This window comes from Methylobacterium sp. WL120 (assembly GCF_008039465.1).
Lineage (GTDB): Bacteria > Pseudomonadota > Alphaproteobacteria > Rhizobiales > Beijerinckiaceae > Methylobacterium > Methylobacterium cerastii.
In genome coordinates this window covers 21,615-45,509 of record NZ_VRUT01000020.1, presented here as the reverse complement: position 1 = coordinate 45,509, position 23,895 = coordinate 21,615, and the positions used below count along the sequence as shown (strand labels likewise).

Sequence of the window (23,895 nt, the reverse complement as noted above, 5' to 3'; positions counted from 1 at the left end):
TCGAGCCGCGCGTGCCGCCGAAGGCCGAGCCCGCGCCGCCGCCGAAGGCCGCTGAGCCTGCGCCGGCCAAGTCCGCGCCGGGCAAGTCCGCGCCGAGTAAGTCCGCCGCCAACCCGTTCTCGGTGGAGGAGATCGAGGCCGAGTTCGCGCGCCTGCTCGGCCGGCCGCTGGACAAGCGGAACTGACGCGCGGCGCGCTCCTAGGGGTGGCCCCGCCGAGGCAGGGCCATCCCTCAATTACACGCCCTTGCGCAGCGTCTCCGGCATCATCAGCACCGCGAGGAAGCTGATGATCGCCGTCACGGCGAGGTAGGCGCCGACCCAGGCGATCCCGCCCCAGTCGACCAGGCGCTGGGCGATGTAGGGGGCGCCCGACGCCCCGACGATGCCGGCGAGGTTGTAGGTCACCGAGGCGCCGGTGTAGCGCACGCGGGTCGGGAACAGCTCCGGCAGCAGGGCGCCCATCGGCCCGAAGATCCAGCCCATCGTGAACAGGCTCAGGCAGAGGAAGGCGAGCACGACCGCGCCCGAGCCGGAGCCGAGCATCGGCCCGAGCAGGCCGCCGAGGCTGAACGCCACCACCATGCCGACCATCAGCACCGGCCGGCGCCCGAAGCGGTCGGCGTTGGCGCCAGAGAGCGCGATGCCGAGCGCCATGAAGCAGACGGCGATGCACTCGAACAGCAGGAAGGCGGGCCGGGTGTAGCCGAGCGCCGCCGTGCCGTAGCCGAGGGCGAAGACGGTGGAGATGTAGAACACCGCGTAGACCGCCACCATCGCTAGGGTGCCGACGACGAGGGCGTGGCCGTGGCCGGTGACCATCGCGGCGAAGGGCACGCGCTCGGGCTTGGACTGCGCCAGCGCCGCCTTGAACGCCGGCGTCTCGCTGAGCTTGAGCCGCACGTAGAGGCCGACGCCGACCAGCGCGGCCGAGGCGAGGAACGGCAGCCGCCAGCCCCAGGCCTGGAAGCTTTCCGCGCTGAGGCCGAAGCTGAGCGCCAGGAAGCTGAGGTTGGCCAGGATGAAGCCGACCGGCGCGCCGAGCTGCGGGAAGATGCCGTACCAGGCGCGCTTTCCCGGCGGCGCGTTCTCCACCGCCAGCAGCGCCGCCCCGCCCCACTCGCCGCCGAAGCCGATGCCCTGGCCGCAGCGCAGCAGGCACAACAGGGCCGGCGCCCACCAGCCGGCGGTGGCGTAGGTCGGCAGGCAGCCGATCAGCACCGTCGAGACGCCCATGATCAGGAGCGAGGCCACCAGCGTCGCCTTGCGCCCGACCCGGTCGCCGAAATGTCCGAACAGCGCCGCGCCCACCGGTCGCGCCAGGAAGGCGATCGCGAAGGTCGCGAACGCGCTGAGCTGCTGCACGCCGGGCTCGCCGGGCGGGAAGAACACCGGACCGATCACCAGCGCGGTCGCGGTGGCGTAGATGTAGAAATCGAAGAACTCGATCGCCGTGCCGACGAAGCTCGCGGCGAGGACCCGGCGGGCCGAGAGGGGGGGCGGCGTGGTCTGAAGCATGGGGGTTCGCGTTCGCACAGGGTCGGAATGCGTCCCGGTTAGTGCACCGCGCGGCGTTTGCACAGCATCCGGCGTGTCGAAACCCGATGGATGCAGGGATCGAGGGGCAACAACGTCAAGATCTGTAATCCTGCTGCCGCGACCACTTCCGCCGCCTCGAACGCGATGTAGACGACGATGAAGTCAGCGACCCGGCGGAGGTGCCGGCATTCCGCTCCCCGCCACGCCATGCCAACGCTCGCCCTCCGACGGGACCGCCGGCGGAGCCCACGAAAAAGGCCGGCGCCCCCTTCGGAGCACCGGCCTCGTCGTCTTAAGCGAGGATCAGCGGCTCTTCTTGTAGAGCTTGCTCGCGATCTCGAAGATCTCCTCCGGGGCGTAATCGGGGGCGAAGGCGCCATAATTGCCGTCGAGCTCCGGGATCTTGCCGCCTTCGGGGTGGCCGTCGACGATCTCGAGCTGGCCGGGCGGATCGCCCGGCAGCGCGACCTCGTCGTTCGACCAGACGCCGGCGGCTTCCGCGTAGTCCTTCGGGCTGAAGGTGTAGAGCCGGCGGTGGCTGCCCTCCTGCAGGTACTTCTGGCACTCCGGCACGCGGCTGAGGTCGATGTTCGGCGTCGGCAGCATCTTCTCGATCTCGACGCCGGTGATCTTCTTCAGCGCCAGCGCGTAGGCGTGGGCGTGGACCGAGCCGCGCACCAGCAGGTAGCCGCAGACCTCGCGGCCGGTCGGGTCCTTCAGGGTCTCGTAGACGCGCAACTTGTGGATGCGGGCGCCGCATTCCAGGTGGAAGTTGTGCAGCAGGTCGATGATCAGGTTCCCGGTCGTCGTGACCATGTCCATGTTCCACGACGCGGCGTTCGCGTTCATCGGCATCGCGCCGCCGCCGTTCGACAGGAAGCTGCCGGCGAGCCGGATGTCCTGCATGTCGTGGAACGGCGCCTTGGAGATGTCGACGTTCTCGGTGTCGTCGCCGGGGCCGTTGTTCAGCATCGACACGCCGGTCGAGACCAGCTCGACGTGGCCGAGTTCCTCGGCGAAGATGCTCGACACCAGGCTATAGAACGGTCGCAGCTTGCTCTTGTTGCGGAAGTTGAAGCTCTGGAACATGTAGTTCCCCAGCGTCGACATCTCGCCGTACTTGCCGCCGAGCAGTTCCTGCAGGGCTGCCGCGGCGTTCGGATCGGGTCGCTTCGGCTGCGGGAGCTCGGCCTGCAGCTTGTCGATGCGCATGAACATGGGTGGGGATCCTTATCGCCGGAGAGCCGGGACGCCCTGGTGCTACCGACCAGCGCCGACCTTGTTCCTGGATAAGGCCCGATCGCCGCCGCACCCTCTCCCGCTCGGGTCCCCGGGCGGCAGGCACGAATCGGCGCCGCCCCGCACGGAGGCGGGGCGGGCCGGCGGTCCTTCGAACGGCGTTTTTTCGCGGGCCGCGTGCCCGCCTAAAGGACGGCTACGCGGTGAGCGCGCCGTCGAGGTCGTCGATCAGGTCGGCCGGGTCTTCGAGGCCGATCGAGAGGCGGACCACCTCCGGCCCGGCGCCGGCCGCGGTCTTCTGCGCGTCGGTGAGCTGGCGGTGCGTGGTCGAGGCCGGGTGGATCACCAGCGAACGCGTGTCGCCGATGTTGGCCACGTGGGAGAACAGTTGCAGGCCGCCCACGAGCTTGACGCCCGCGTCGTAGCCGCCCTTCAGGCCGATGGTGAAGACCGAGCCGAAGCCGTGCGGCGTGTAGCGCTTGGCGAGCTCATGGTAGCGGTCGGCCTCGAGCCCCGGATAGCTCACCCACGACACCGCCGGGTGGCTCGCCAGGTGCGTGGCCACGGCCAGCGCGTTGTCGCAATGGCGCTGCATTCTGAGCGGCAGGGTCTCGATGCCGTTGAGGATCAGGAAGGCGTTGAACGGCGACAGCGCCGGGCCGAGGTCGCGCAGGCCGAGCACCCGGATGGCGATGGCGAAGCCGAAGTTGCCGAAGGTCTCGGCCAGCACCATGCCGGCATATTCCGGCCGCGGCTCGCTCATCATCGGGTAGCGCGCGTCGCCAGCCCACGGGAAGCTGCCGCCGTCGACCACGAGGCCGCCGATCGAGTTGCCGTGGCCGCCCAGGAACTTCGTCGCCGAGTGCACGACGATGTCGGCGCCGTGCTCGAACGGGCGGATCAGGTACGGCGTCGCCATGGTGTTGTCGACGATGAGCGGGATGTTGTGCCGCTTGGCGATCTCCGACAGAGCAGCGATGTCGGTGATGACGCCGCCCGGGTTGGCGATGGACTCGCAGAAGATCGCCTTGGTGCGCGGCGTGATCGCGCGCTCGAACGAGGACGGGTCGTCGGTGTCGGCCCAGACCACGCTCCAGCCAAAGTTCTTATAGCTGTGGTTGAACTGGTTGATCGAGCCGCCGTAGAGCTTGTTGGCCGCAATGAATTCGTCGCCCGGCTGCATCAGCGCGTGCATGGTCAGGAACTCGGCCGCGTGGCCCGAGGACACGGCGACCGCCGCGGTGCCGCCTTCCAGCGCCGCGATGCGCTCCTCCAGCACGGCGTTCGTCGGGTTGGTGATGCGCGAGTAGATGTTGCCGAAGGCCTGGAGCCCGAACAGCGAGGCGGCGTGGTCGACGTCGTCGAACACGAAGCTCGTGGTCTGGTAGATCGGCGTCGCCCGCGCGCCCGTGGCCGCGTCGGGGCTCGCGCCAGCGTGGATCGCCAGGGTGTTGAAGCCGGGCAGCCGGTCGCTCATCGTGTTGCCTCCTAGGCCCGCGGGCCCGTCACCGCCGTGTACGCCCGCGCGGCGCGAGGGGGCAAGGTCTCGCCGCGCCCGTGCCCACGACCTGCCTGCCTCCGGGCTGAGCAAGGCGCCTCCGGGCTGAGCAAGGCGCCTCCGGTTTGGACGGCATGATGCCTTCACAAGAGGCAATAGATGCACAGTGATCGAGCATCTACGCAAAGGCTTGCTATGCATCAGCCGATAGCGTCAGGCTTCAGGCGGCGCAATATCTACAACGAGCGATTGTTGCCATAGTCGCATAATGAATACTTTAACTGGCTATTCACGATTTCTGCCCAAGGGTTTCGACGGCGGATCGTTGGCTCGTCGTGCGCGGTCCGCCTTCGACCGGGAGGATGCTTTGCTCGCGCAGGATTTCATGGCGTTCCACGACGCCGCCAAGCGCAACGGCGTGATCCTCTCCTTCGGGGGCGACCTGTCGGAGAACGTGTTGTTCTCGCTGGGCGAGGTGCTGAAGCTGCGCATGCGCCAGGAGGAGACCGACGCCTCGGTGGCCAAGCGCGTGTTCTCGATCTTCGTCGAGCAGGCGCAGAACGTGATCCGCTACTCCGCCGACCGGGTCGCGTCGGCGACCGAGGCCGAGCAGCCCCGCGTCAGCGGCGGCATCATCGTGGTCGGCTCGGAGGGCGGGCGCTTCTTCGTCGTCTGCGGCAACGAGGTCGCCCGGGGCGACGTGCCGCGCCTGCGCGAGCGCCTGGACCACATCGTCGGGCTTTCGGCCGACGAGCTGAAGCGCTTCTACCGCGACAAGCTCCGCCAGGCCCCCGACGAGGGCAGCCTGGGCGGCAGCATCGGCCTGATCGAGATCGCCCGGCGATCGAGCGCGCCCGTCGAGTACGATTTCCAGGAGATCGGCGATGACCGAAGCCTGTTCTGCCTCAAGGCGTACATCTGAGGACGCCGGCGCCATGACCCGCATACAGATCCCGCCGACGGACCGCTCGCCGGAGGTCGACTTCGACTTCGACGGCGGCCGCCTCGCCATGCGCGGCGAGTCCTACCCCGAGGACGCGGCCGCGTTCTTCGGCCCGCTGCTGCAATCCCTGCGCGGCTACCTCGAGACGCCGAGCTTGGAGCCGATCAGCTTCGACCTCTCGCTCGCCTACTTCAATTCGTCGAGCGCGAAGGCCTTGATGAACCTGTTCATGCCCCTGGAAGACGCGGCCGCCGAAGGGCGTCCGGTCACGATCCGCTGGCACTTCGCCGAGGGCGACGACACGATCGAGGAGGCCGGCGAGGACTTCGCCGCCGACTTCGACCACGCCCGCTTCGAAATGGTGAAGGACGTCGTCGCATGACCGGCGCGCGCAGCGCCTTCGCGGCGGCCCCGGTCCCGGCCGAGGACGCGTTCAGCCTCTTCGACAACGAGGAGGCGGTGATCGCGCGGGCGGACGCGATGCAGACCCGCCTGGCCGAGATGGCCAGCGGCGTGAAGGAGCTCGCCGGCGCCTATCGCCGCGGCACCCGCGAGCAGCGCCGCCTCGTCCGGCTCAGCGACCGGATGCAGCGCGACCTGCAGCAGGCCAACGCCCGCCTGGCGGAGCAGCAGCGCGACCTCCAGAGCCTCAACGAAGCCCTGTCGAGCGAGATCGACCATCGCCGGCGCCTCGAATCCGAGCTGCGGCGGCTGGCCGACACCGACGCCCTCACCGGCGCGATGACCCGCCGCTGCTTCCTCACCCTCGGCGAGCGCGCGTGGCGGGGGAGCCAGGATTCCGGCGGCACCGCCTGCGTGCTGATGCTCGACCTCGACCGCTTCAAGGCCATCAACGACCGCTACGGACATGCGGGGGGCGACGCCGCCCTCGTCGCCTTCGCCGAGGCCTGCCGCGCGAACCTGCGCGGGATCGACCTTTTCGGGCGCATGGGCGGCGAGGAGTTCGCCGTCGTGATGGTCGACACCGGCGAGGCGTTCGCGCGCGAGGTCGCCGAACGCCTGCGCCGCGCCGTGGCCGCCCTGACGGTCTCGGTCGAGCAGGGGGCGATCCCTGTGTCGGTCAGCGTCGGGCTCGCCGCCGGCCGGCCGGACGAGTCGCTGCAGACGGCGCTGATGCGCGCGGATGCGGCGCTCTACGCCGCCAAGGCGGCCGGGCGCGACTGCGTCCGCGGCACGGAGGCCGAGGACGGGACGGGGCGCGGAGAGTCACGATGAGCGACAGCGCCAGCCCCGCCGTCCCGCTTCGGCGCCGGTCCCTGCGCGGGTTGGGGCCGCTCAGCCGCGACGACCTCGCCGCCAACCTCGGCTTCGCGGACGTGGCCGCGGAAGAGGGCGTCGCCGACATCATGCGGCCGGGCGCCCTGCGCGGCGCCGCCCGCGGGCGCAACCTCGACAGCGTCGCCTACACCCTGTTCCTGCGCATCTACCCGGTGATCGCCGTGGTGGTGCTCCTGACCCAGGCGGCCATCGCCTGGGTGAACTACAACGACCAGTATCGGCTCTACACCGAGCGCGCCGAGGTGATGGCGACGCTGGTCGCCGCCAGCATCGCGCAGCCCGGCTGGAACCGCGATCCCGCCCGATCCCGCGCCGCCCTCGACGCACTGACCCGCGACCCCGCCTTCCGCTACGCCGCCCTGCACGACGCGTCGGGCCGGACCGTGGTCGCGGCCGGGCAGATGCCGCGCACGCGCCCGTGGGAGCTGGCGCACGTCTCCGCCGACCTCGTGCCCGCGGGCGGCACCCGGGCGGAGGGCAGCCTCACGGTCGTGCTCTCCACCGCGGCCCTCCGCGCCAGCGCCGAGAAGCAGGCGATGCTTTCGCTGGCGATCAGCCTGCTGCTGATGCTGACCTTCGTGGCGACGCTGCACAGGACGGTGCGGCGGCACGTGATCGCCCGCCTGAAGCGCCTGCTCGTCGCCATGCGCGAGGTCGAGCACAAGCGCTGGGCCACCGTCGCGATGGACGGCGAATTCCGCCCGCGCAACGAGATCGACGTGATCACCCAGGCTTTCAACAACATGGTGGAGGGCCTGCGGTCCGGCGACGAGGCCAAGCAGCTGCTGCGGGACCTCGCAGCCGCCCACGGCAAGCTCGAGCAGGCCAACCGCCTCGTGATCGAGAGCATCGGCTACGCCCGCCGCATCCAGTCCTCGGTCCTGCCCGACCACGCCGCCCTCGACCGGGCCGGCATCGAGGTCGCGGTCCTGTGGGAGCCGCTCCACCTCGTCGGCGGCGACTACTTCTGGCTCGAGGAGGTCGACGGGTTGAGCTTCGTCGTGGTCGCCGACTGCACCGGCCACGGCGTGCCCGGCGCCTTCCTCACGCTGATCGTGGCCACCGCTCTCGACCGCCTGCTGCACGAGCGCGGCCTGCGCTCGCCTGCCGCGATCCTGGCCGGCCTCGACACGATGGTGCGGGCGCAGCTGCGCCAGGACGGCCGCGGCTCGGAGTCGGACGACGGCCTCGATTGCGGCATCTGCGTCTGGGACCGGGATGCGCGCACCCTCCTGTTCGCGGGCGCCGGCCTGTCGCTCACCGTGATCCGCGACGGCGTCGCCGAGCGCATCCGCGGGGAGAAGCGCGGCCTCGGCTATCCCCGCACCGGGCGCGAGGTGCTGCCGGAGCGCGACGTCTCCGTGCCGGTCGCGGGCGCGACCTTCTACCTGATGACCGACGGCATCACCGACCAGATGGGGCGGCCCGATCCCGCGCGCCCCGCCCGCCTGATCGGCCAGAAGGCGGTGACCGGGCGGCTCGCCGCCCACGCCGCCCTCCCCCTGGCGCAGCAGGTCGCGGCCCTGGAGGCCGAGCTGGCGGCCTATCGCGGGCCGGAGGTCCGGCGCGACGACATGACCCTGATCGCCTTCCGGCCGCGCTGACAGGCAAGCTAACGGGACCGCGCCCGATCGCATCGCGGCGGGACCGACCTTAAAGCGGAGCCGACCCTAAAAAAGACCCGATGCTCGTGCTGTCCCGGCGGCTTCCCGCCTTCGCACGGATCGACCCGCCCTTATGCTGAAAACCGCCTTCGTTGCTGCGCGCGACCGTCAGCGGCTGTCGGAGATCGCCTCGATCCTGATCGGCTTCGGCGTCAACAAGGTCGTGGACCGGCTCGGGCTGCGCTACATCCCGATCCTTCCGCGCCGCAAGCCGAAGATCGACGTCACCCGCCTGTCCGAGCCCGAGCGCCTGCGCCGGGCGATCGAGGCTTTGGGGCCGACCTTCATCAAGTTCGGGCAGGTGCTCGCGAGCCGCCCCGACCTGCTCTCGCCGATGTGGACCGAGGAGCTGGCCAAGCTCCACAGCCAAGTCTCGCCGGTCTCGTGGGAGACGATCCGCCCGCAGCTCGAGGCCGACCTCGGGGCGCCGCCGCAGGAGATCTTCGCCGAGTTCGACACCGACGCGATCGCCTCGGCCTCGATCGCCCAGGTCTACCGGGCCAAGCTGCATTCGGGCGAGGACGTCATCGTCAAGGTGCTGCGCCCGGGCCTGCGCAAGATCATCGACGCGGACCTGCGCCTGATGGCGCACGGCGCCCGCATCGTCGAGACCGAGTGGCCGGACATGGCCCGCTACCAACCGGGCGAGCAGATGCGCCACCTCGCCGCCGGCCTGAACGGCGAGCTCGACCTCTTGAACGAGGCGCGCAACTGCGAGTTGCTCGCCTCGCTGTTCTCCGACCGCGACGACATCGTCTTCCCGAAGATCCACTGGGAATGGTGCTCCGAGCGGGTGCTGGTGCAGGAGTTCATCCACGGCATCCCCCCGAACGACGAGGCGCGGCTCGCCGCCGCCGGCGTCGACAAGAAGCTGCTCGCCCAGAAGGGCACCGACGCGTTCCTGAAGATGGCGCTGATCGAGGGCGTGTTCCACGCAGACCCGCACCCGGGCAACATGCTGGCGATGTCGGGCAACCGCATCGGCTTCATCGATTTCGGCATCATCGGCCGCCTGTCGCAGAAGCGGCGCAACCAGCTCCTCGTGCTGATCGGCGCGATGCTCAAACAGGACGCCGACGGGCTGATGGCGGTGCTGCTCGACTGGACGGGCTCGAGCAGTCCGGACCTGACCCGGCTCGAAGGCTCGGCGCAGTCCTTCGTCGAAAGCCATTCCTCGATTCCGCTCAACCTCGGCCTCGTGCTCACCGACTTCATGACCATGGCGCGCGAGAACGACCTCGCGATGCCGACCGACCTCGCGATCCTGTTCAAGGGTCTCGTCACCGCCGACGGCGTGATGCGCCACCTCGACCCGGACTTCGACCTGTTCGCCGCCGCCGGCCCGACCGTGCGCGCGAGCATGAAGTCGCAGTTCTCCCTCGGCGGCCTCAAGACCAAGGCCGAGGCGCTCGGCGTCGGCCTCTACGGCGCGGCCTCCGAGCTGCCGACCCTGATCCACCTGATGCTGGTGCGGCTCAAGCAGGGGCGCGTCACCGTGGAGATCGAGGTGAAAGGCCTCGACAAGGTCACCCGCGGCATCGAGCGGGCGGCCGCCCGCGTCGCGGTGGCGCTGGTCGTGGCCGCCTTCGCCACCCAGCTCGCCCCGCGCCTGATCGACCTCGGGACGCCGGTCTTCGTGACGATCGGCCTGATCGTCTTCACCCTCGGCGTCGGCTGGCTGGTCCTGCTCGGCCGGAAGAAGTGACGGCCGGACGATGCGAGGCACGTAAGTGCCGAGGCCTGTAACGTCCGGGCCTCGACCAGTCTCCGTCTTGGCCGAGCCGACGGCAGTACAACCCCATCTTGCGAGGCGGGAGCGGTATGCTAGCTTAACGCAGCCCACCGATTCGTGAGGATGCGGGTGGGGCGCGGCCAGAAGTGGGAGCATCCGCCGGCGGCGCTCCGATCTCGACACCTCGTCGCCCAAGCCTTCACGTTCCCTGGGCCGATCCACCCTCGCACGCCGCGCGGACGCGCCCGCCGGCGCCGCGCGACGGGCATCGGGGGAGCGAATGCGATGGACGCGGGCTACGATGTCTCGGCGTTCCAGGCCGTGGTCGGCGACCGGCGCCTCTCCGCCCTCGATGCGGAGAACCGGCGCTCGGGCGCGGCGACCCGGCAGGGCGGCGTGGACGCCACGGACGCTACGCTCCAAGAGCGCATCGACTTCGGTCTTCAAGAGCCCATCGTCGTGCCCGAGCGCCGCGTCGATGCGGACGGGTCCGACGCCAATCCGCGCCCTGCCGACCCCCTCGACCGGCACGTCCTCTGGACCACCACCGACGTCGTCATGGTGCTCGACCGCGACGGGCGCCTGCTCCGCGTGAGCGAGAACGGGTCCGCGCTCCTGGGGGCGTCGACCGCCGAATGCGTCGGCCGCCCCTGGATCGACGCCTGGTCCCTCCCCGAGAGCCGCGCCGGAATCCGAAACGCCCTCGATGCGGCGCGCGCCGGTCGGCCGTGCCGGGTCCAGGCGATGACGGGCGCCGACGCGCCGAGCTGGTGGGACGTGGCGGTGACGCCGGTCGCCGGCGCCGACGGCCGTCCCGAACGCATCCTGGCGGTGTCGCGCGACATCACCGACCTGAAGCGGAACGAGGCGCGCCAGACCCTGCACATGCAGGAACTCGCGCATCGGGTGAAGAACACCCTCGCCCTGGTCCAGGCGGTGGCGGCGCAGACCCTGCGCAACGCCGTCTCGCTGGAGCAGGCGGGGCAGGCCCTCGACGCCCGCCTCGTGGCCCTCGCCCACGCGCACGACGTGCTGGTGCAGGGGGCGTGGTCGAGCGCCTCGCTGTCGGGCCTCGTCGCGGGCGCGGTGGCCCTGCACGGCGACGGGGCGCCCGGGCGCTTCGCAGTGAGCGGCCCCGACGTGACCCTCGATGCCGGCCACGGCCTGACGCTGGCGCTGATGCTGCACGAGCTCGCGACCAACGCCGCCAAGTACGGCGCGCTCTCCACCGCCGCCGGCCAGGTGGCGATCTCGTGGGAGGTCGCCGGACCGGAGCCGGAGGCGCGCCTGCGCTTCCGCTGGGAGGAGATCGGCGGACCGCCCGTCGCGCCGCCGACGCGCTCCGGGTTCGGCACGCGCCTGATCGCCCGGAGCCTGAGCCACGATTTCGGCGGCGCGGTCTCCCTCGGCTTCCCGCCGACCGGTGCGGTGCTGACCCTGGAGGCGCCGCTCGCCTCGGTCGTCGCCGCCTGACCGCGAGCTGGGGCGCCGGAGCGGTCTTTCCGCCCCCAAAAGTCGCCGGCCCGCTTGGTGCTTTTCGTCGCGCGTGCGAGTGAGCGCGCGTGTCCACGCTCCTCCTCTACGTCGCGGCCGGCCTCTGCGAGATCGCCGGCTGCTTTGCCGCCTGGGCCTGGCTCCGGCTCGACCGATCGCCGCTCTGGCTGATTCCCGGCGCCGTGGCGCTCGGCCTGTTCGCGCTGCTCCTCACCCGCGTCGAGGCGGAGGGGGCCGGGCGCGCCTACGCCGCCTATGGCGGGGTCTACGTCGCGCTCTCCCTCGCCTGGCTCTGGCTGGTGGAGGGCCGCGTCCCGGACCGGTGGGATTGCGTCGGCGCGGGGATGTGCCTCGCCGGCGCGGGGCTGATCCTGTGGGGGCCGCGGGCCGCATGAGGCCGCGCCTTGACGGGGCGGACACCGGGGAATAGGCCCCGGGGCTGGTTTTCAAAGACAGTCTCCGCAGGCCTGATGACCGACAGCCCGACAGATCAACCCGTCGTTCTCCTGGTAGAAGACGACGGCCTTCTTCTGATGGAAGCCGCCGACACCCTCGCCGACGCGGGTTTCACGGTTCTCGAAGCGAGCCACGCGGACAAGGCCCTCAAGGTCCTGGAGAACCGGCACGACGTGCAGGTCCTGATGACCGACGTCGACATGCCGCAGGGCTCGATGGACGGCTTCGCCCTCGCCCGCCTCGTGGCCGACCGCTGGCCGACGATCCCGGTCCTCGTCGTGTCCGGCATGGGGACGCCCGGCCCCTACGACATGCCCGACGGCGCCCGCTTCATCCCGAAACCCTACGAGCCCAACACCCTGGTCCGGACCCTGCGCTCCTTCATCCACCGCGCCGCCTAGGGTCTTCCACCGAGCCCAGGGCAAGCGCTCGAAAGCGCCTGCCCTGTTCGTCTTCGGCCTCAATCGCCGGCGCCCGCCTCCGCGGGCTCGAGGCTTTCGCTCCGCGGGGCGCTCTTCGCGCCCTGAAGCCGCCGGACGCGGCTTCGAACGATCGCCTTCCGCCGGTCGCAGCGCGGTTGCCCTGCCCCCGGTCGGCCGTGATAGGGCGTGGGTCCGAGGACCGAGCCCGATGACAGACACGCCGAAGACCCCCCGCTTCGCCACGCAGGCGATCCATGCCGGCGCGAGCCCCGACCCGGCCACCGGCGCGCGGGCGCAGCCGATCTACTTCACCAACGGCTTCGTGTTCGATTCCACCGAGCAGGCCGCCGACATCTTCAACATGCGCCGCACCGGGTTCTCGTACTCGCGCGGCTCGAACCCCACCGTCGCCGCCCTGGAGCGGCGCGTGGCCGCGCTCGAAGGCGCCAAGGCCGCCGTCGCCGTGTCCTCGGGGCAGTCGGCGCTGCTCCTCGTGATGCTGACCCTGATGAAGAGCGGCGACGCCTACGTCGCCTCGCCGCGGCTGTTCGGCGGCTCGCTCGGGCTGATGCGCCGGCTCGACGGGCGCTACGACCTCAAGCCGCTCTTCGCCAAGGGTCTGACGCCGGCCGACTTCGAGGCGGCGATCACGCCGGAGACACGGGCGATCATCTGCGAATCGATCGTCAACCCGTGCGCCACGGTGATGGACGTCGAAGGCATCGCGGCGGTGGCCCGGCGCCACGGGCTGCCGCTCGTCGTCGACAACACGCTGGCCTCGCCGGCCCTGATCCGGCCGATCGAGCACGGCGCCGACATCGTCGTGCACTCGACCTCGAAGTTCCTCGGCGGCTCCGGCCAGACCATCGGCGGAGTGATCTGCGACGCCGGCCGGTTCGACTGGGCGAAGACCGACCACTACAACCTGATCACCGGGGAATGGCCCGACTACGACGGCCTCGTCATCACCGAGCGCTTCCCCGACAACCCCTTCGCCGTCGCCTGCCGCCTGTTCGGCCTGCGCGACCTCGGCCCCGGCCTCTCGCCGATGAACGCCTTCCTGACGCTCACCGGCATCGAGACCCTGCCGCTCCGGATGGCGCGCCACTGCGCCAACGCGCGCACGGTCGCCGCCTACCTCAAGGATCATCCGGCGGTGGCCTGGGTCAGCTATCCCGGCCTGCCCGGGCAACCCGGTGAGGCGCTGGCGCGGCGCTACGTGCCGCAGGGGCCGGGTTCGATCTTCACCTTCGCCCTGAAGGGCGGCGAGCCCGCGGCGCTCAAGTTCATCACCAGCCTGGAGCTGATCTCGCACCTGGTGAACATCGGCGAGATCAAGTCGCTGGCGATCCATCCCGCCACGACGACCCACCGCCAGCTGCCGAAGGACGAGAAGGAGGCGGCCTGCGTCGGCCCCGACACCGTCCGCCTGTCGATCGGCCTGGAAAACGTCGAGGACCTGGTCGCGGACATCGAGCAGGCCCTGGCCCAGGTCGGCTGAGAGCCGCGTCGCAAGCCCTCGAATCCCACCCCCACACCTCATCCTGAGGCGCTTTCGCGAAGCGGAAGCCTCGAAGGAGCCCTCCAGGGATCGCGCGACCGCTGGAGGGCTCCTTCGAGGCCGCTGAGGCGGCACCTCAGGATGAGGGTGGGTGGGACCGAGTGGAACGTCGGTGACCGCCGGTCAGGCTCGATCGATGTCGGATCGGCCCTCAGACCATGCCGAGCGCCTGCATGTAGAGCTCGAGGATCGCCTCCTCCTCCTGGCGCTCGCTGTGGTCCTTCTTGCGCATGCGCAGGATGGTGCGGACCGCCTTCACGTCGAAGCCGCGGCCCTTCAGCTCGGCCATCACTTCCTTGATGTCGCCGGCGATGCCGCTCTTCTCCTCTTCGAGGCGCTCGATGCGCTCGATGAACGCCCGCAGCTCGTCGGCGGCCACGCCCTCGGATGATGACACGTCGCCGGGGGTCGGCATGGCATGCGCGTTCATGGTTCTCTCCTGTCCTGCCCGGTTCGTAGGGGAGTAAACTTACCGGGAGCTTAGCCGGGACCGCCCGCGCCGCCCCGTCGCGGCACGGTCAGTGCGGCTCCGCCGCAGCCTTGGCGAAGGCGGCCTGCTGCTCGGGGTTGGCCTCGGTCTGGTACTTCGCCTTCCACTCGGGGAACGGCATGCCGTAGACGCGCTCGCGGGCCTCGTCCTTGGTCAGGCCGAGCCCTTCGGCGTCGGCAGCGTCCTTCATCCAGTTCGACAGGCAGTTCCTGCAGAAGCCGGCGAGGTTCATCATGTCGATGTTCTGGACGTCGGTGCGCGCCTGGAGATGCGCCACCAGGCGCCGGTAGACCGCCGCCTCCAACTCGGTCTGGGTCTTCGGATCGATCTCGGTCATCGGTCTCTCGCGCGCTGTCTCTCGCAACTCCGCCCGAGGTCGGGGCGGGCGGCGCGCGAGTCAAGCGCACGGCGTCATCAAGGGCCGCAGAAGCCCGGCGAAGCGCCGGGCCCACGCCTCCTGCCCGGCTTCCTCGGCGATGAGGTCCTGGCGGATCTCGACCAGCGCGTTGGCCAGCCCCCGCGCGGTGGCGTGGCGGTCGATGGTGTCGCCCGGCAGGCCGCCGCCGTAGGGCTCGTTGTCGCCCACCGTCAGGCCGGCCGGGTCTGCGCGCAGGCCGGCGATCAGCGGGGCGCTCAGGCGCTCGTCCCGGTCGTAGAGGATGCCGACCTCCCAGGGCCGGGCGACGCCGCGCCAGAACGGGGTGAAGCTGTGCATCGTCAGGATCGTCGGCGGCCCGGCGGCCTCCTGCGCCGCCGCCACGGCGGCGTCGATCGCCCGGTCGAACGGATCGTAGAAGCGGGCGATCCGCGCCTGCTTGCCGGCCTCGTCGATCCGGGCGTTGCCCGGCACCACCGCCCCGTCCGACAGGCGCATCACCAGCGTCGGGTCGGCGCGCCCGCGATTCGGGTCGATGATCAGCCGCGAAAAGTTCGTGAGGATCGCCGGGGCGCCGAGCAGCGCCGCGAGCCGCCGCGTCACGCCCGCCGCGCCGATGTCGTAGGCGATGTGGCGGCGGAACTCGCCCTCCGGCACCCCGAGCGCGATGTCGTCGGGCACGTGGTTCGAGGCGTGGTCGCAGACCAGGACCAGGCCGCAGGCGGGGTCGCCGGGGATCGTCTCGACGGGATGGGGCGGGTGTGTCTCGAGGCTGTGGGACAGGGGCACGGGTCCGGTTCGGTTCGCGGAGGCTGCGAGGCCTTGCCGTCGCAGCGAGCCTCGGGCAGAGCACGTATCAAGGATCGTGCGTTCACGGCAAGAAACAGGCACGGCAAGAAACAGGCCCGTCGCCCAAAAAGCCCGTCGCCCCTGCCCGCCCCCGCGGGTCGAGAAGGCGAGGACCGCACGAACGAGGAAACGACGCGCGAGAACCCGACCGATGACGCCTGAGATCGACCCCGCCACGCGCGCCCTGCGGACCCTGCTCGACGGCTTCCTGGCCGCGGCGATCAAGGCCGCCCACCCCGACACCTGCCTGCCCGCCCACCTGCCGCCGCCGACGCCCGGCCGGCTGATCATCCTCGGCGCCGGCAAGGCCGGGGGCAGCATGGCCGCGGTGGCGAGCCGGTTCTACCGCGAGCAGCACGGGCTCGGCGACGACCGCATCGTCGGGCTGGCCGTCGCCCGCCACGGCTACGGGCAGGACGCGCCCGGCATCCGCATGGTCGAGGCCGGTCATCCCGTGCCGGACGAGGCCGGCATCGCCGCGACCAGGGAGGCGCTGGCGCTCGCCACCGCCGCCGGCCCGGACGACGAGGTCCTGGTGCTGCTCTCGGGCGGCGGCTCGGCCAACTGGATCGCGCCGGCCGGCGACCTGACGCTCGCCGAGAAGCAGGCGATCACCCGCGCGATGCTGCGCTCCGGCGCGCCGATCGGCGAGATCAACACCGTGCGCAAGCACCTCTCGCGGATCAAGGGCGGCCGCCTCGCGGTGGCCGCGCGCAACGCGCGCTCGATCCTGACGCTGGCGATCTCCGACGTGCCGTTCGACGACCCCGCGGTGATCGCCTCGGGGCCGACCGTGCCCGACCCCTCGACGCTGGCCGAGTCCCGCGCCATCTGCGAGCGCCGCGGCATCCCCCTGCCCGAGACCGGGATTCGGCTCCTGAACGATCCCCTGAACGAGACCCCGAAGGCCGGCGACCCGGCCTTCGCCCGGGCCGAATACCGCATCGTCGCCCGGCCGATCGACGCGCTGGAGGCGGCGGCCGCCGCCGCCAAGGCCGCCGGCTACGAGCCGGTGATGCTCGGCGCCGACCTCGAGGGCGAGGCCCGCGAGGTCGCGGCCGAGCACGCCCGCATCGCCCGCGAGATCAAGGCGTCCGGCCGCAAGGTGGCGCTGATCTCCGGCGGCGAGCTCACCGTGACGATCCGCGGCGAGGGCCATGGCGGTCCGAACCAGGAATACGCGCTGGCGCTCGCCATCGCCCTCGACGGCGAGACCGGCATCGCCGGCATCGCCGCCGACACCGACGGCACCGACGGCGGCCGCGGCGAGGCGACGGACCCGGCCGGCGGCCTCGTCGATGCGACGACGCTGGCGCGCGCCCGCGCCGCGGGCCTCGATCCGGCCGCGATGCTGGCCGACAACGATTCCACCCGTTTCTTTGCCGAGATCGGCGACCTGGTTCAGCCCGGTCCGACCAAGACCAACGTCAACGATTGCCGCATCATCCTCGTCGGCTGATCTTTTGGAGGGTTTTCGTTGCGTCTTCTCCTTGCCGGCGCGGTCCTTGCCGGCGCGGTCCTGGGCGTCGCGATGCTCGGTGCCTCGCCGGCCCGCGCGGACCTGCGCCTGTGCAACCTCACCCCGAGCAAGGTCGGCATCGCGCTGGGCTACCGCGACCCGCAGGGCTGGGTGACGGAGGGCTGGTGGGACCTGACGCCGAAGGCGTGCGAGACCCTGCTGAAGGGCGCCCTCGCCGCCCGGTTCTACTACGTCTTCGCCGTCGACTACACGCGCGGCGGCGAGTGGAGCGGGCGCTCGCTGATGTGCACCCGGGACAGCGAGTTCACGATCCGCGGCGTCGAGGACTGCCTCGCCCGCGGCTACGACCGCAACGGCTTCTTCGAGGTCGACACCGGCGAGCAGAAGAGCTGGACGATCCAGCTCTCCGATCCGAACCAGCCGGCCGCGCCGCAGCCCTGAGCCGTCCCTCCCCGCCTTGACGGGGCAGCACGACCGGTGCTTCTGGCCCCATGCCCGTCGTCACGACTTCATGATGCTCCGCCAAGGGGCACGCGCAAGGGGCACGCGACGGCGGCGATGTGCCCCCAGGAGGCCCGATGAAACGCTCACGCCGCACGAAGATCGTCGCCACCCTCGGGCCGGCCTCCGACACCCCGGAGATGATCGCGAAGCTCTTCCGGGCCGGCGTCGACGTGTTCCGCCTGAACATGAGCCACCTGCCGCGCGAAAAGCTGCCCGAGAAGGTCGAGGCGATCCGCGCGGTCGAGCGCGAGTTCAAGCGGCCGATCGGCATCCTCGTCGACCTCCAGGGGCCGAAGCTCCGGCTTGGCGCCTTCGCCGAGGGGTTCGCGATGATCGAGAACGGCGCGAGCTTCGTCCTCGACGGCGACCCGACGCCGGGCGACGTCCACCGCTGCTACCTGCCCCACCCCGAGATCCTGTCCGCCCTGGAGCCGGGCCACTCGGTCATCATCGACGACGGCAAGCTGCGCCTCACCGTCACCGAGGTGAGCGAGGCCCGCGCGGTCACCCGCGTCGAGGTCGGCGGCCGCATCTCGAACCGCAAGGGCGTCTCGCTGCCCCACACCGTCATCCCGCTGCCGGCGATGACCGACAAGGATCGCGGCGATCTCGAGGCCGGCCTCAACGTCGGCGCCGACTGGATCGCGGTGTCCTTCGTGCAGCGGCCCGAGGACGTGGCCGAGGTCAAGAAGGTCTGCGCCGGCCGCGCCCTGGTGATGGCCAAGATCGAGAAGCCGCAGGCGCTGACCCGCCTCGACGAGATCATGGAGATCTCCGACGGCGTGATGGTGGCCCGCGGCGACCTCGGCGTCGAGATGCCGCTTGAGCAGGTGCCCGGCGTGCAGAAGCGCATCACCCGCAGCGCACGGCGGCTGGGCAAGCCCGTGGTCGTCGCCACCCAGATGCTCGAATCGATGATCACGGCCCCCGTGCCCACCCGCGCCGAGGTCTCGGACGTGGCGACCGCGGTCTACGAGGGCGCGGATGCGGTGATGCTCTCGGCCGAGAGCGCGTCCGGCGCGTTCCCGCTCGAAGCCATCGCCATGATGAGCCGCATCGCCGAGGAGGTCGAGCGCGACGCGCTGTACTGGTCGATCATCCGCGCGCAGAACTCGACGCCGGACCACACCGCCGCCGACGCCATCGCGGCCGCCGCCCACCAGATGGTGGACGCCCTCGACCTCGAGGCGATCATGGCCTGGACCCATTCGGGCTCGACGGCGCTCCGCCTCTCGCGCGAGCGCCCGAACGCCACGGTGATCGCGCTGACCCCCAAGCGCGAGACCGCGCGCCGCCTGGCCATCGCCTGGGGCACGCACCCGATCGTCACCAACGACGCCAGCGACGTGGACGACATGGCCTTCCGAGCCGCGAAGTTCGCCGTGCGCGAGCGCTTCGCCGAGGTCGGCGACCGCATCATCGTGGTCGCTGGCGTGCCGTTCGGGACGCCGGGCGCGACGAACCTCGTGCGCATCGCCTTCATCACCCGCGAGCACGCCGCGAAGGCGTGATCGACCGCTCCGTCCCGTTCTTCGGCGGGACGGAGCCACCGCTCGGGTGGCAATCGTAACGAGGCTTCCGATGACGTCGCAGCCGCCCGACGGCCTCCCGGCCTATCGCCTGCTGACCGGCAAGGACGACGCGGCGTTCTGCCGTCGCGTCTCGGACGCCCTCGCCCTCGGCTACGTCCTGTACGGATCGCCGGCGGCGACCTTCAACGGCATCCACGTCGTCGTGGCCCAAGCCGTCGTCTGGCCTTCCGCGTCGCGCTGACGGTCGATGCGCCCGCCGTCCGGTCCGCGCGGCGCCTCAGGGTGCGACCGGGGCGGCCTCCGGCGCCGCGACCCGCTCGGCCAGCTTCGACACCGCGTCGGCCAGCGCCTGCGTCGCCACCCACGGCACCATGTGGCCGATTCCCGGCAGCACCACGAGGTCGGCGCCGGGGATCGCCCGGCTCAGCGGGTCGGCTTGCGTCGTGTTCCCGACGGCATTGTCGGCGTCGCCGGTGACGATCGTCGTCGGCACGCGCAGCGTTCCGTAGCGCGGCGCCTGCGCGGCGAGGGCGGCGGGAAGCGCGACCAGGTCCTGCACGCTGGCGAGCAAGGTATCCGGGCGCAGGACCAGGGCGGCGCGACTGCGCTCGACGTAGCCCTCCGCCACCGGCTGCGGCTGGAAGACGTTGCGCGCCGCCGGCTCGAGGAAGCGCAGGCCGAGCGGCGGGCCGAGCGTCCGGCTCAGCAGCCACGCCACCGGCGGCTGCAGCGCGAGGCGCCAGTACCACGGCGGCGTCCGCGCCTCGCGGAACGGCAGCGCCACCGGCGCGACCAGCACCAGCCCGGAGACGCGCTCGGGATGGTCGAGGGCGAGGCTCAGCGCCAGGGCGCCGGCCCAGGAATGGCCGAGCACGATCGCCGGGCCGATCTCCATCCGCGCCAGCGCCTCGGCGATGGCGGCGCCCTGGACCGCCGGGGTGGCGGCGGCCTCGCCGGAGAGCCGATCGCTCCAGCCGAAGCCCGGCCGGTCGAAGGCGACGACGCGAAAACCCTGTGCGGCGAGCGTCCGCCCGACGCCCTCCATCGGGTCGGAGGCGTTGGCCGAGGCCCCGTGCAGGAGGACGACCGTGGCGCGGGCCCCGGTCTCGGGGCCGGCCTGAATCGTGGCGAGGCGGCCGCCGCGAACCGCGACGAACGGCCCCTCCGGCGGATGCTGCGCCGAGATGCGGGCGGTGATGATCAGGGTCGCCATCGCGCCCGCGCCGAGCACGGCGCCGACGAGGGCGGCCACGAGGCCGAACAGGCCCGCGAGCACGAGGAGCACGGCCTTCACAGGTCGCGACCGTCCACCTCGGGCGAAAGACGCTCCATCGCGTCCTTGAGCTTCGGCATGCGGGGATAGATCGCGAGCGCGCCGCGGTAGGCGTTCATCGCCCGCACCTTGTCGTCCATCGACAGGTAGATCCGTCCGAGCGCCGCCCAGGCTTCGAAGTGGCGCGGCTCCAGGATCAGGGCGCGCTGCAGGTCGGCGATCGCCGTGCTCTTGTCCGTGAGCAGCCAGAACACCGTCGCGCGCCGGTTCCAGCCCTCGGACCAGGCCGGCTCGATCGCGGTGACGCGATCCATCAGCTCGGCGGCCAGCGCGAAATCCTGCGTGGTCATCGCCTGGCGGGCGCGGTCGGTGAGGAGGTCGACGGTGGCGCTGCCGGACCGGTCGAGGCGCCGCTCGATCAAGGTCGCGACGCCCTTGGCCTCGACGTCGTCCCCGGCGTCGCGAAGACGCTCGTAGAGCTCGCTCAGGCCGGCGGCAGGCTGGCTGGTGGAGGGCTTGCGGTCCTGCGCCTTGGGCTCGGTGGGCGGCGGCTCGCGTTCCGGCGTGCGGGACGGCGCCGCGGCGGCGGCCGTCGCGACGGTGGCGAGCAGGGCGAACAGGAAAGGTCGAGCGATGGGCGTCATGGGAAAAGCTTGGTCCCCCCGCCCGCCGCCGTCAACGCGCGGGATGCCGCGCGGCGGGCGGCGCCTGCGCCGCCCGGTCCGGGCCTCCGTCGCGGACGGAGGCGGCGGGCCTCAGCCCTGGCGGGCCTTGAAGCGCTTCTGGGTCTTGTTGATCACGTAGACCCGGCCCTTGCGACGCACGAGCTGGTTGTCGCGGTGACGGCCACGGAGCGACTTGAGGGAGTTGCGAATCTTCATCGGTCTTGCACGCGGCGCGGGTCGGACCGGCCGTCCATCGAAAGGGTGTCGGGATCGCACGCCCTGGCGGGCGCACGGCGATGGCGGCGGACGCATCGCGGAAGGAGCGGCCCCATATCAGGATTCGCCCGTGCGAGGCAAGGCGTTCCGCGGCCGACCCAGGGCTCCCGATGAAGTTGAACGCAGAACTTATGGCACGGGTGGTGATCCCGTGCCGTCATTCCGGGGCCGCGCAGCGGAACCCGGAATCCAGGACCGCCGTCGGTGCCGGGCATGGCGCTGTCGGCGGCTCTGGATCCCGGGCTCGCCTGCGGCGCCCCGGAATGACGATGTGGGTTTCGCGATCTGGGAGCGCCCGGTTCGAAATCCGATCCTGAGCGGTCGAGCCCCGCGTTCTCGCTCGCTTCGACGCCGCCGACCACCGGAAGGCTGCGCGCAAGCCGGCCCGGAGAGGGTCCCGAGCGTTCCGAACGAAAACGGCCGCCGGACCCGTGTTCGGCGGCCGTCCTGGGATCGCGAGGTTCGACCGGGGCTCCCCCTGGCCGCGAGTGTCAGGGCTTCGGCGCGGGCGCCGGCATCGCCGGGTCCGGTGCCGCGGCGGGCGCCGTCGCGGGCTGGACGGGCACGCCGGCGGGCATGTCCGCGGAGGCGACCGGCCCGGCGAGCTCCGGGTAGGCCTCAACCACGTGGGCGCCGTTGAGCGGCTTGTTGGCGCCGTTGTGGCAGGTGGCGCAGTTCATCTTCGGCACGTCGCCCATCGGGCCGTGACGGTTCGGCGGCAGGGTCGAGGACAGCGGCAGCATGTAGTCCTCGTTGAGGTCGCGGACCATGCGGATGCCGTGCCAGGCGGCGACCCGGTTCGGCGTGCTCGTGCTCCAATCCGCCACCGAGCGGGTGTTGTGGCAGTAGGTGCAGTTCACGCCGAGCGACTGCGCCATGCTGATCATGATCGCGAAGGTCTTCTCCGCGTCCTGGATCGGCTTGCCCTTGGTCTCGGGCAGCGCCGAGGTCGCGTTGACCCGGATCGCGTCCTCGGGGGTGTTCTTGTGGGCGTAGAAGGCGGCGTAGACGCCGTAGGGCAGCGAGGTCAGGCCGACCTGGGGGCTGGCGACGTTCTGCCCGTTGTTGCGCGGGATGACGCCGTGGCCGGCGTTGGGGCCGGGGTTCTCGAACCAGATGTTCTTCGGCACCGGCTGGCCGCGGTGGCAGGTGTAGCAGGTGACGCCGGCCTCGTGGACGTGGTTCTCCTTCCAGGTCGAGTTGATGTGCTGGACCATCTGCAGCATCCGCCGGGCGACGCGCTTCTGGTACAGGCTGTCGTCGGCCATGTTCTCGGTGTTGTGGCAGTAGGTGCAGCCCTGCTCGGGGGCGACCCACTCGGTCATCGAGGCCATCAGGCGGTTGAAGTTGTCGGCGGAAAGGTCGCCGAGAACCTTGACGTTCTCGTAGACCGCCGAAGCCTTCTCGCCCCCGGGCTCGGCCGGGTCGGCCGGCGCGGGCGCCTGGTTGGCCTCGATCTTGGCGGCCTTGTTCGCCTTGGTCTCGATGACGTCCATCGCAGTGCCGCGAAACCCGGTCTGCTGTTGCGCCATCGGCGGGCGGGTCCAGCCGGCGGTGCCGAGCATGGCGATCGTGAGGAACAGCGCGGCGACCGCGCCGGCGACGGCGAGCAGGGTTCTCATGGGTGCACCGAGGGGGCGACGCTGGAGGGATCGACGATCGGGCCGTAGACCTGGGGGTAGGACGGGGCGACCCCGTGCTTGACCGCCCAGAGGTACCAGTTGTCGACGACGGTGCCGGTGAGGAGGATGCCGATGCCGCCCGTCAGCGTCGTCAGCACGGCGAACCACCAGGCCCAGCGGTGGACCGATTCCATCGTGGCGTTGAAGCCCATGGTCCAGCGCCAGAACAGGGCGGCGCGCTCGGTGGCGGTGCCGCGGTCGACGATCTGGTCGATTTCGCGCTCGCCGCCGTAGCGGCTCACCGCCAGGATCGTGCCGCCGTGCATCGCGAACAACAGCGTCGACCCATACAAGAAGACGATCGAAAGCATGTGGAAGGGGTTGTAGAACAGGTTGCCGTAGCGCAGCGAAAACGCCGCCGTCCAATCGAGGTGCGGGAAGATGCCGAAGGGCACCGCCTCGCTCCACGAGCCCATCATGATCGGGCGGATGAAGCCGAGCACGAGATAGAGCCAGATCGCCGAGGCGAAGGCCCAGGGCACGTGCTTGCCGAGGCCGAGCGCCGCGGCGCGGCGGTAGAGCCTAACCCACCACAGCAGGATCGAGGCGGTGAGGAAGAAGCCGGCGATCAGCCACCAGCCGCCTTCGTTGAGCGGCGGCAGGATGCGCAGGCCGTATTGCGGTCGTGGCGGCTCCAGCGCCAGCCAGGGCAGCTGGCGCACGAACTGGATCGGGTCCCAGTTCACCGAAGCCCACATGTTGAGGCCGATGATCTCGAAGGCGATCAGCCCGCAGGCGAAGGACAGCGCACCGAGGTAGCCGATGTAGATCGGGCCGACCTGCGCGTTTCCGATCAGCCCCATGAGGTAGCTGTGGAACGGCGTGCCCCAGCGGGCGTCGACCGCGACCGGCACGCCGTGCTCCGGTTCGATCGGCCGGACCTGCACCTGCGTGATGATGTTCTGGTAGTACGCCATTGCCT

General features: G+C 71.1%; 24 protein-coding genes and 1 pseudogene. 14 read left to right on the top strand and 11 right to left on the bottom strand.

All coding sequences use genetic code 11. From position 1 onward, the window contains the following. Nucleotides 1–185 (top strand): annotated as a pseudogene (locus FV229_RS27295) (hypothetical protein); the annotation flags it as partial. Between the two features lie 51 nt (nt 186–236). Here the strand turns inward: FV229_RS27295 and FV229_RS06480 are convergent. The 3 genes from FV229_RS06480 to FV229_RS06470 form a co-directional block, all read right to left on the bottom strand. Continuing rightward, nucleotides 237–1,517 carry an MFS transporter gene (locus FV229_RS06480; RefSeq protein WP_147751171.1) on the bottom strand — a complete coding sequence of 427 codons (1,281 nt, stop codon included), beginning with the start codon at nt 1,515–1,517 and terminating at the stop codon, nt 237–239. A 324-nt stretch (nt 1,518–1,841) separates the two neighbouring features. Then, entirely contained in the window at nt 1,842–2,756 is a 915-nt protein-coding gene (locus FV229_RS06475; RefSeq protein WP_147751170.1) for a manganese catalase family protein, read from the bottom strand. A 217-nt stretch (nt 2,757–2,973) separates the two neighbouring features. Next, nucleotides 2,974–4,254 carry an O-acetylhomoserine aminocarboxypropyltransferase gene (locus FV229_RS06470; protein ID WP_147751169.1) on the bottom strand — a complete coding sequence of 427 codons (1,281 nt, stop codon included), beginning with the start codon at nt 4,252–4,254 and terminating at the stop codon, nt 2,974–2,976. A 406-nt stretch (nt 4,255–4,660) separates the two neighbouring features. Here FV229_RS06470 and FV229_RS06465 point away from each other — a divergent pair, with 406 nt between their 5' ends. From FV229_RS06465 to FV229_RS06425, 9 genes are all read left to right on the top strand, one after another. Next, nucleotides 4,661–5,197, top strand: coding sequence for a SiaB family protein kinase (locus FV229_RS06465; RefSeq protein ID WP_246688077.1), 537 nt, complete (start codon nt 4,661–4,663; stop codon nt 5,195–5,197). 13 nt (nt 5,198–5,210) lie between these two features. After that, nucleotides 5,211–5,600, top strand: a complete 390-nt coding sequence (locus FV229_RS06460; RefSeq protein WP_147751167.1) for a DUF1987 domain-containing protein — start codon at nt 5,211–5,213, stop codon at nt 5,598–5,600. After that, nucleotides 5,597–6,454, top strand: coding sequence for a GGDEF domain-containing protein (locus FV229_RS06455; protein ID WP_147751166.1), 858 nt, complete (start codon nt 5,597–5,599; stop codon nt 6,452–6,454). Before FV229_RS06460 ends, FV229_RS06455 begins: the two co-directional genes overlap by 4 nt. Further along, the gene (locus FV229_RS06450) at nt 6,451–8,121 is read left to right on the top strand and encodes a SpoIIE family protein phosphatase (RefSeq protein WP_147751165.1); all 1,671 of its coding nucleotides are present in this window, start codon (nt 6,451–6,453) and stop codon (nt 8,119–8,121) included. The genes FV229_RS06455 and FV229_RS06450 overlap by 4 nt, the downstream gene beginning before the upstream one ends. Before the next feature lie 133 nt (nt 8,122–8,254). Continuing rightward, nucleotides 8,255–9,886: an AarF/UbiB family protein gene (locus FV229_RS06445; RefSeq protein ID WP_147751164.1), complete on the top strand. Its 1,632-nt coding sequence runs from the start codon at nt 8,255–8,257 to the stop codon at nt 9,884–9,886. A gap of 312 nt (nt 9,887–10,198) precedes the next feature. Then, on the top strand, nt 10,199–11,386 hold the full coding sequence (locus tag FV229_RS06440; RefSeq protein WP_147751163.1) for an HWE histidine kinase domain-containing protein: 1,188 nt from the start codon (nt 10,199–10,201) through the stop codon (nt 11,384–11,386). Between the two features lie 89 nt (nt 11,387–11,475). Further along, the gene (locus FV229_RS06435) at nt 11,476–11,802 is read left to right on the top strand and encodes a YnfA family protein (RefSeq protein ID WP_147751162.1); all 327 of its coding nucleotides are present in this window, start codon (nt 11,476–11,478) and stop codon (nt 11,800–11,802) included. A gap of 75 nt (nt 11,803–11,877) precedes the next feature. Then, nucleotides 11,878–12,264, top strand: a complete 387-nt coding sequence (locus tag FV229_RS06430; RefSeq protein ID WP_147751161.1) for a response regulator — start codon at nt 11,878–11,880, stop codon at nt 12,262–12,264. Between the two features lie 229 nt (nt 12,265–12,493). Continuing rightward, on the top strand, nt 12,494–13,786 hold the full coding sequence (locus tag FV229_RS06425) for an aminotransferase class I/II-fold pyridoxal phosphate-dependent enzyme (protein WP_147751160.1): 1,293 nt from the start codon (nt 12,494–12,496) through the stop codon (nt 13,784–13,786). 211 nt (nt 13,787–13,997) lie between these two features. On the opposite strand, the gene FV229_RS06420 is transcribed toward FV229_RS06425, so the two are convergent. From FV229_RS06420 to FV229_RS06410, 3 genes are all read right to left on the bottom strand, one after another. Beyond that, complete coding sequence (locus FV229_RS06420) at nt 13,998–14,276, bottom strand: DUF2312 domain-containing protein (RefSeq protein WP_147727302.1); 279 nt, start codon at nt 14,274–14,276, stop codon at nt 13,998–14,000. Nucleotides 14,277–14,364: 88 nt separating this feature from the next. Further along, complete coding sequence (locus tag FV229_RS06415; protein WP_147751159.1) at nt 14,365–14,673, bottom strand: DUF1244 domain-containing protein; 309 nt, start codon at nt 14,671–14,673, stop codon at nt 14,365–14,367. A gap of 60 nt (nt 14,674–14,733) precedes the next feature. Next, a complete protein-coding gene (locus tag FV229_RS06410) occupies nt 14,734–15,501 on the bottom strand; it encodes an N-formylglutamate amidohydrolase (RefSeq protein ID WP_147751158.1) in 768 nt (255 codons plus the stop codon). Nucleotides 15,502–15,712: 211 nt separating this feature from the next. Between FV229_RS06410 and FV229_RS06405 the strand changes: the two genes are divergently transcribed. The 4 genes from FV229_RS06405 (at nt 15,713) to FV229_RS06390 (ending at nt 19,318) form a co-directional block, all read left to right on the top strand. Then, entirely contained in the window at nt 15,713–17,020 is a 1,308-nt protein-coding gene (locus FV229_RS06405) for a glycerate kinase (RefSeq protein ID WP_147751157.1), read from the top strand. A gap of 72 nt (nt 17,021–17,092) precedes the next feature. Next, complete coding sequence (locus FV229_RS06400; RefSeq protein ID WP_147728959.1) at nt 17,093–17,482, top strand: DUF1036 domain-containing protein; 390 nt, start codon at nt 17,093–17,095, stop codon at nt 17,480–17,482. 137 nt (nt 17,483–17,619) lie between these two features. Next, nucleotides 17,620–19,056 (top strand): pyruvate kinase, encoded by a 1,437-nt coding sequence (gene pyk, locus FV229_RS06395; RefSeq protein ID WP_147751156.1) that lies wholly within the window; start codon nt 17,620–17,622, stop codon nt 19,054–19,056. Nucleotides 19,057–19,126: 70 nt separating this feature from the next. Beyond that, nucleotides 19,127–19,318 (top strand): DUF1737 domain-containing protein, encoded by a 192-nt coding sequence (locus FV229_RS06390; RefSeq protein ID WP_147751155.1) that lies wholly within the window; start codon nt 19,127–19,129, stop codon nt 19,316–19,318. A 36-nt stretch (nt 19,319–19,354) separates the two neighbouring features. On the opposite strand, the gene FV229_RS06385 is transcribed toward FV229_RS06390, so the two are convergent. From FV229_RS06385 to pufM, 5 genes are all read right to left on the bottom strand, one after another. Next, complete coding sequence (locus FV229_RS06385) at nt 19,355–20,371, bottom strand: alpha/beta fold hydrolase (RefSeq protein ID WP_246688076.1); 1,017 nt, start codon at nt 20,369–20,371, stop codon at nt 19,355–19,357. Continuing rightward, nucleotides 20,368–20,994: a hypothetical protein gene (locus FV229_RS06380; protein ID WP_147751154.1), complete on the bottom strand. Its 627-nt coding sequence runs from the start codon at nt 20,992–20,994 to the stop codon at nt 20,368–20,370. The genes FV229_RS06385 and FV229_RS06380 overlap by 4 nt, the downstream gene beginning before the upstream one ends. A gap of 111 nt (nt 20,995–21,105) precedes the next feature. Continuing rightward, on the bottom strand, nt 21,106–21,231 hold the full coding sequence (gene ykgO / locus FV229_RS06375; RefSeq protein ID WP_003601867.1) for a type B 50S ribosomal protein L36: 126 nt from the start codon (nt 21,229–21,231) through the stop codon (nt 21,106–21,108). A 551-nt stretch (nt 21,232–21,782) separates the two neighbouring features. Beyond that, the gene (pufC, locus tag FV229_RS06370) at nt 21,783–22,913 is read right to left on the bottom strand and encodes a photosynthetic reaction center cytochrome PufC (RefSeq protein WP_147751153.1); all 1,131 of its coding nucleotides are present in this window, start codon (nt 22,911–22,913) and stop codon (nt 21,783–21,785) included. Beyond that, complete coding sequence (gene pufM / locus FV229_RS06365) at nt 22,910–23,890, bottom strand: photosynthetic reaction center subunit M (RefSeq protein WP_147751152.1); 981 nt, start codon at nt 23,888–23,890, stop codon at nt 22,910–22,912. The genes pufC and pufM overlap by 4 nt, the downstream gene beginning before the upstream one ends. Nucleotides 23,891–23,895 lie beyond the last annotated feature (5 nt).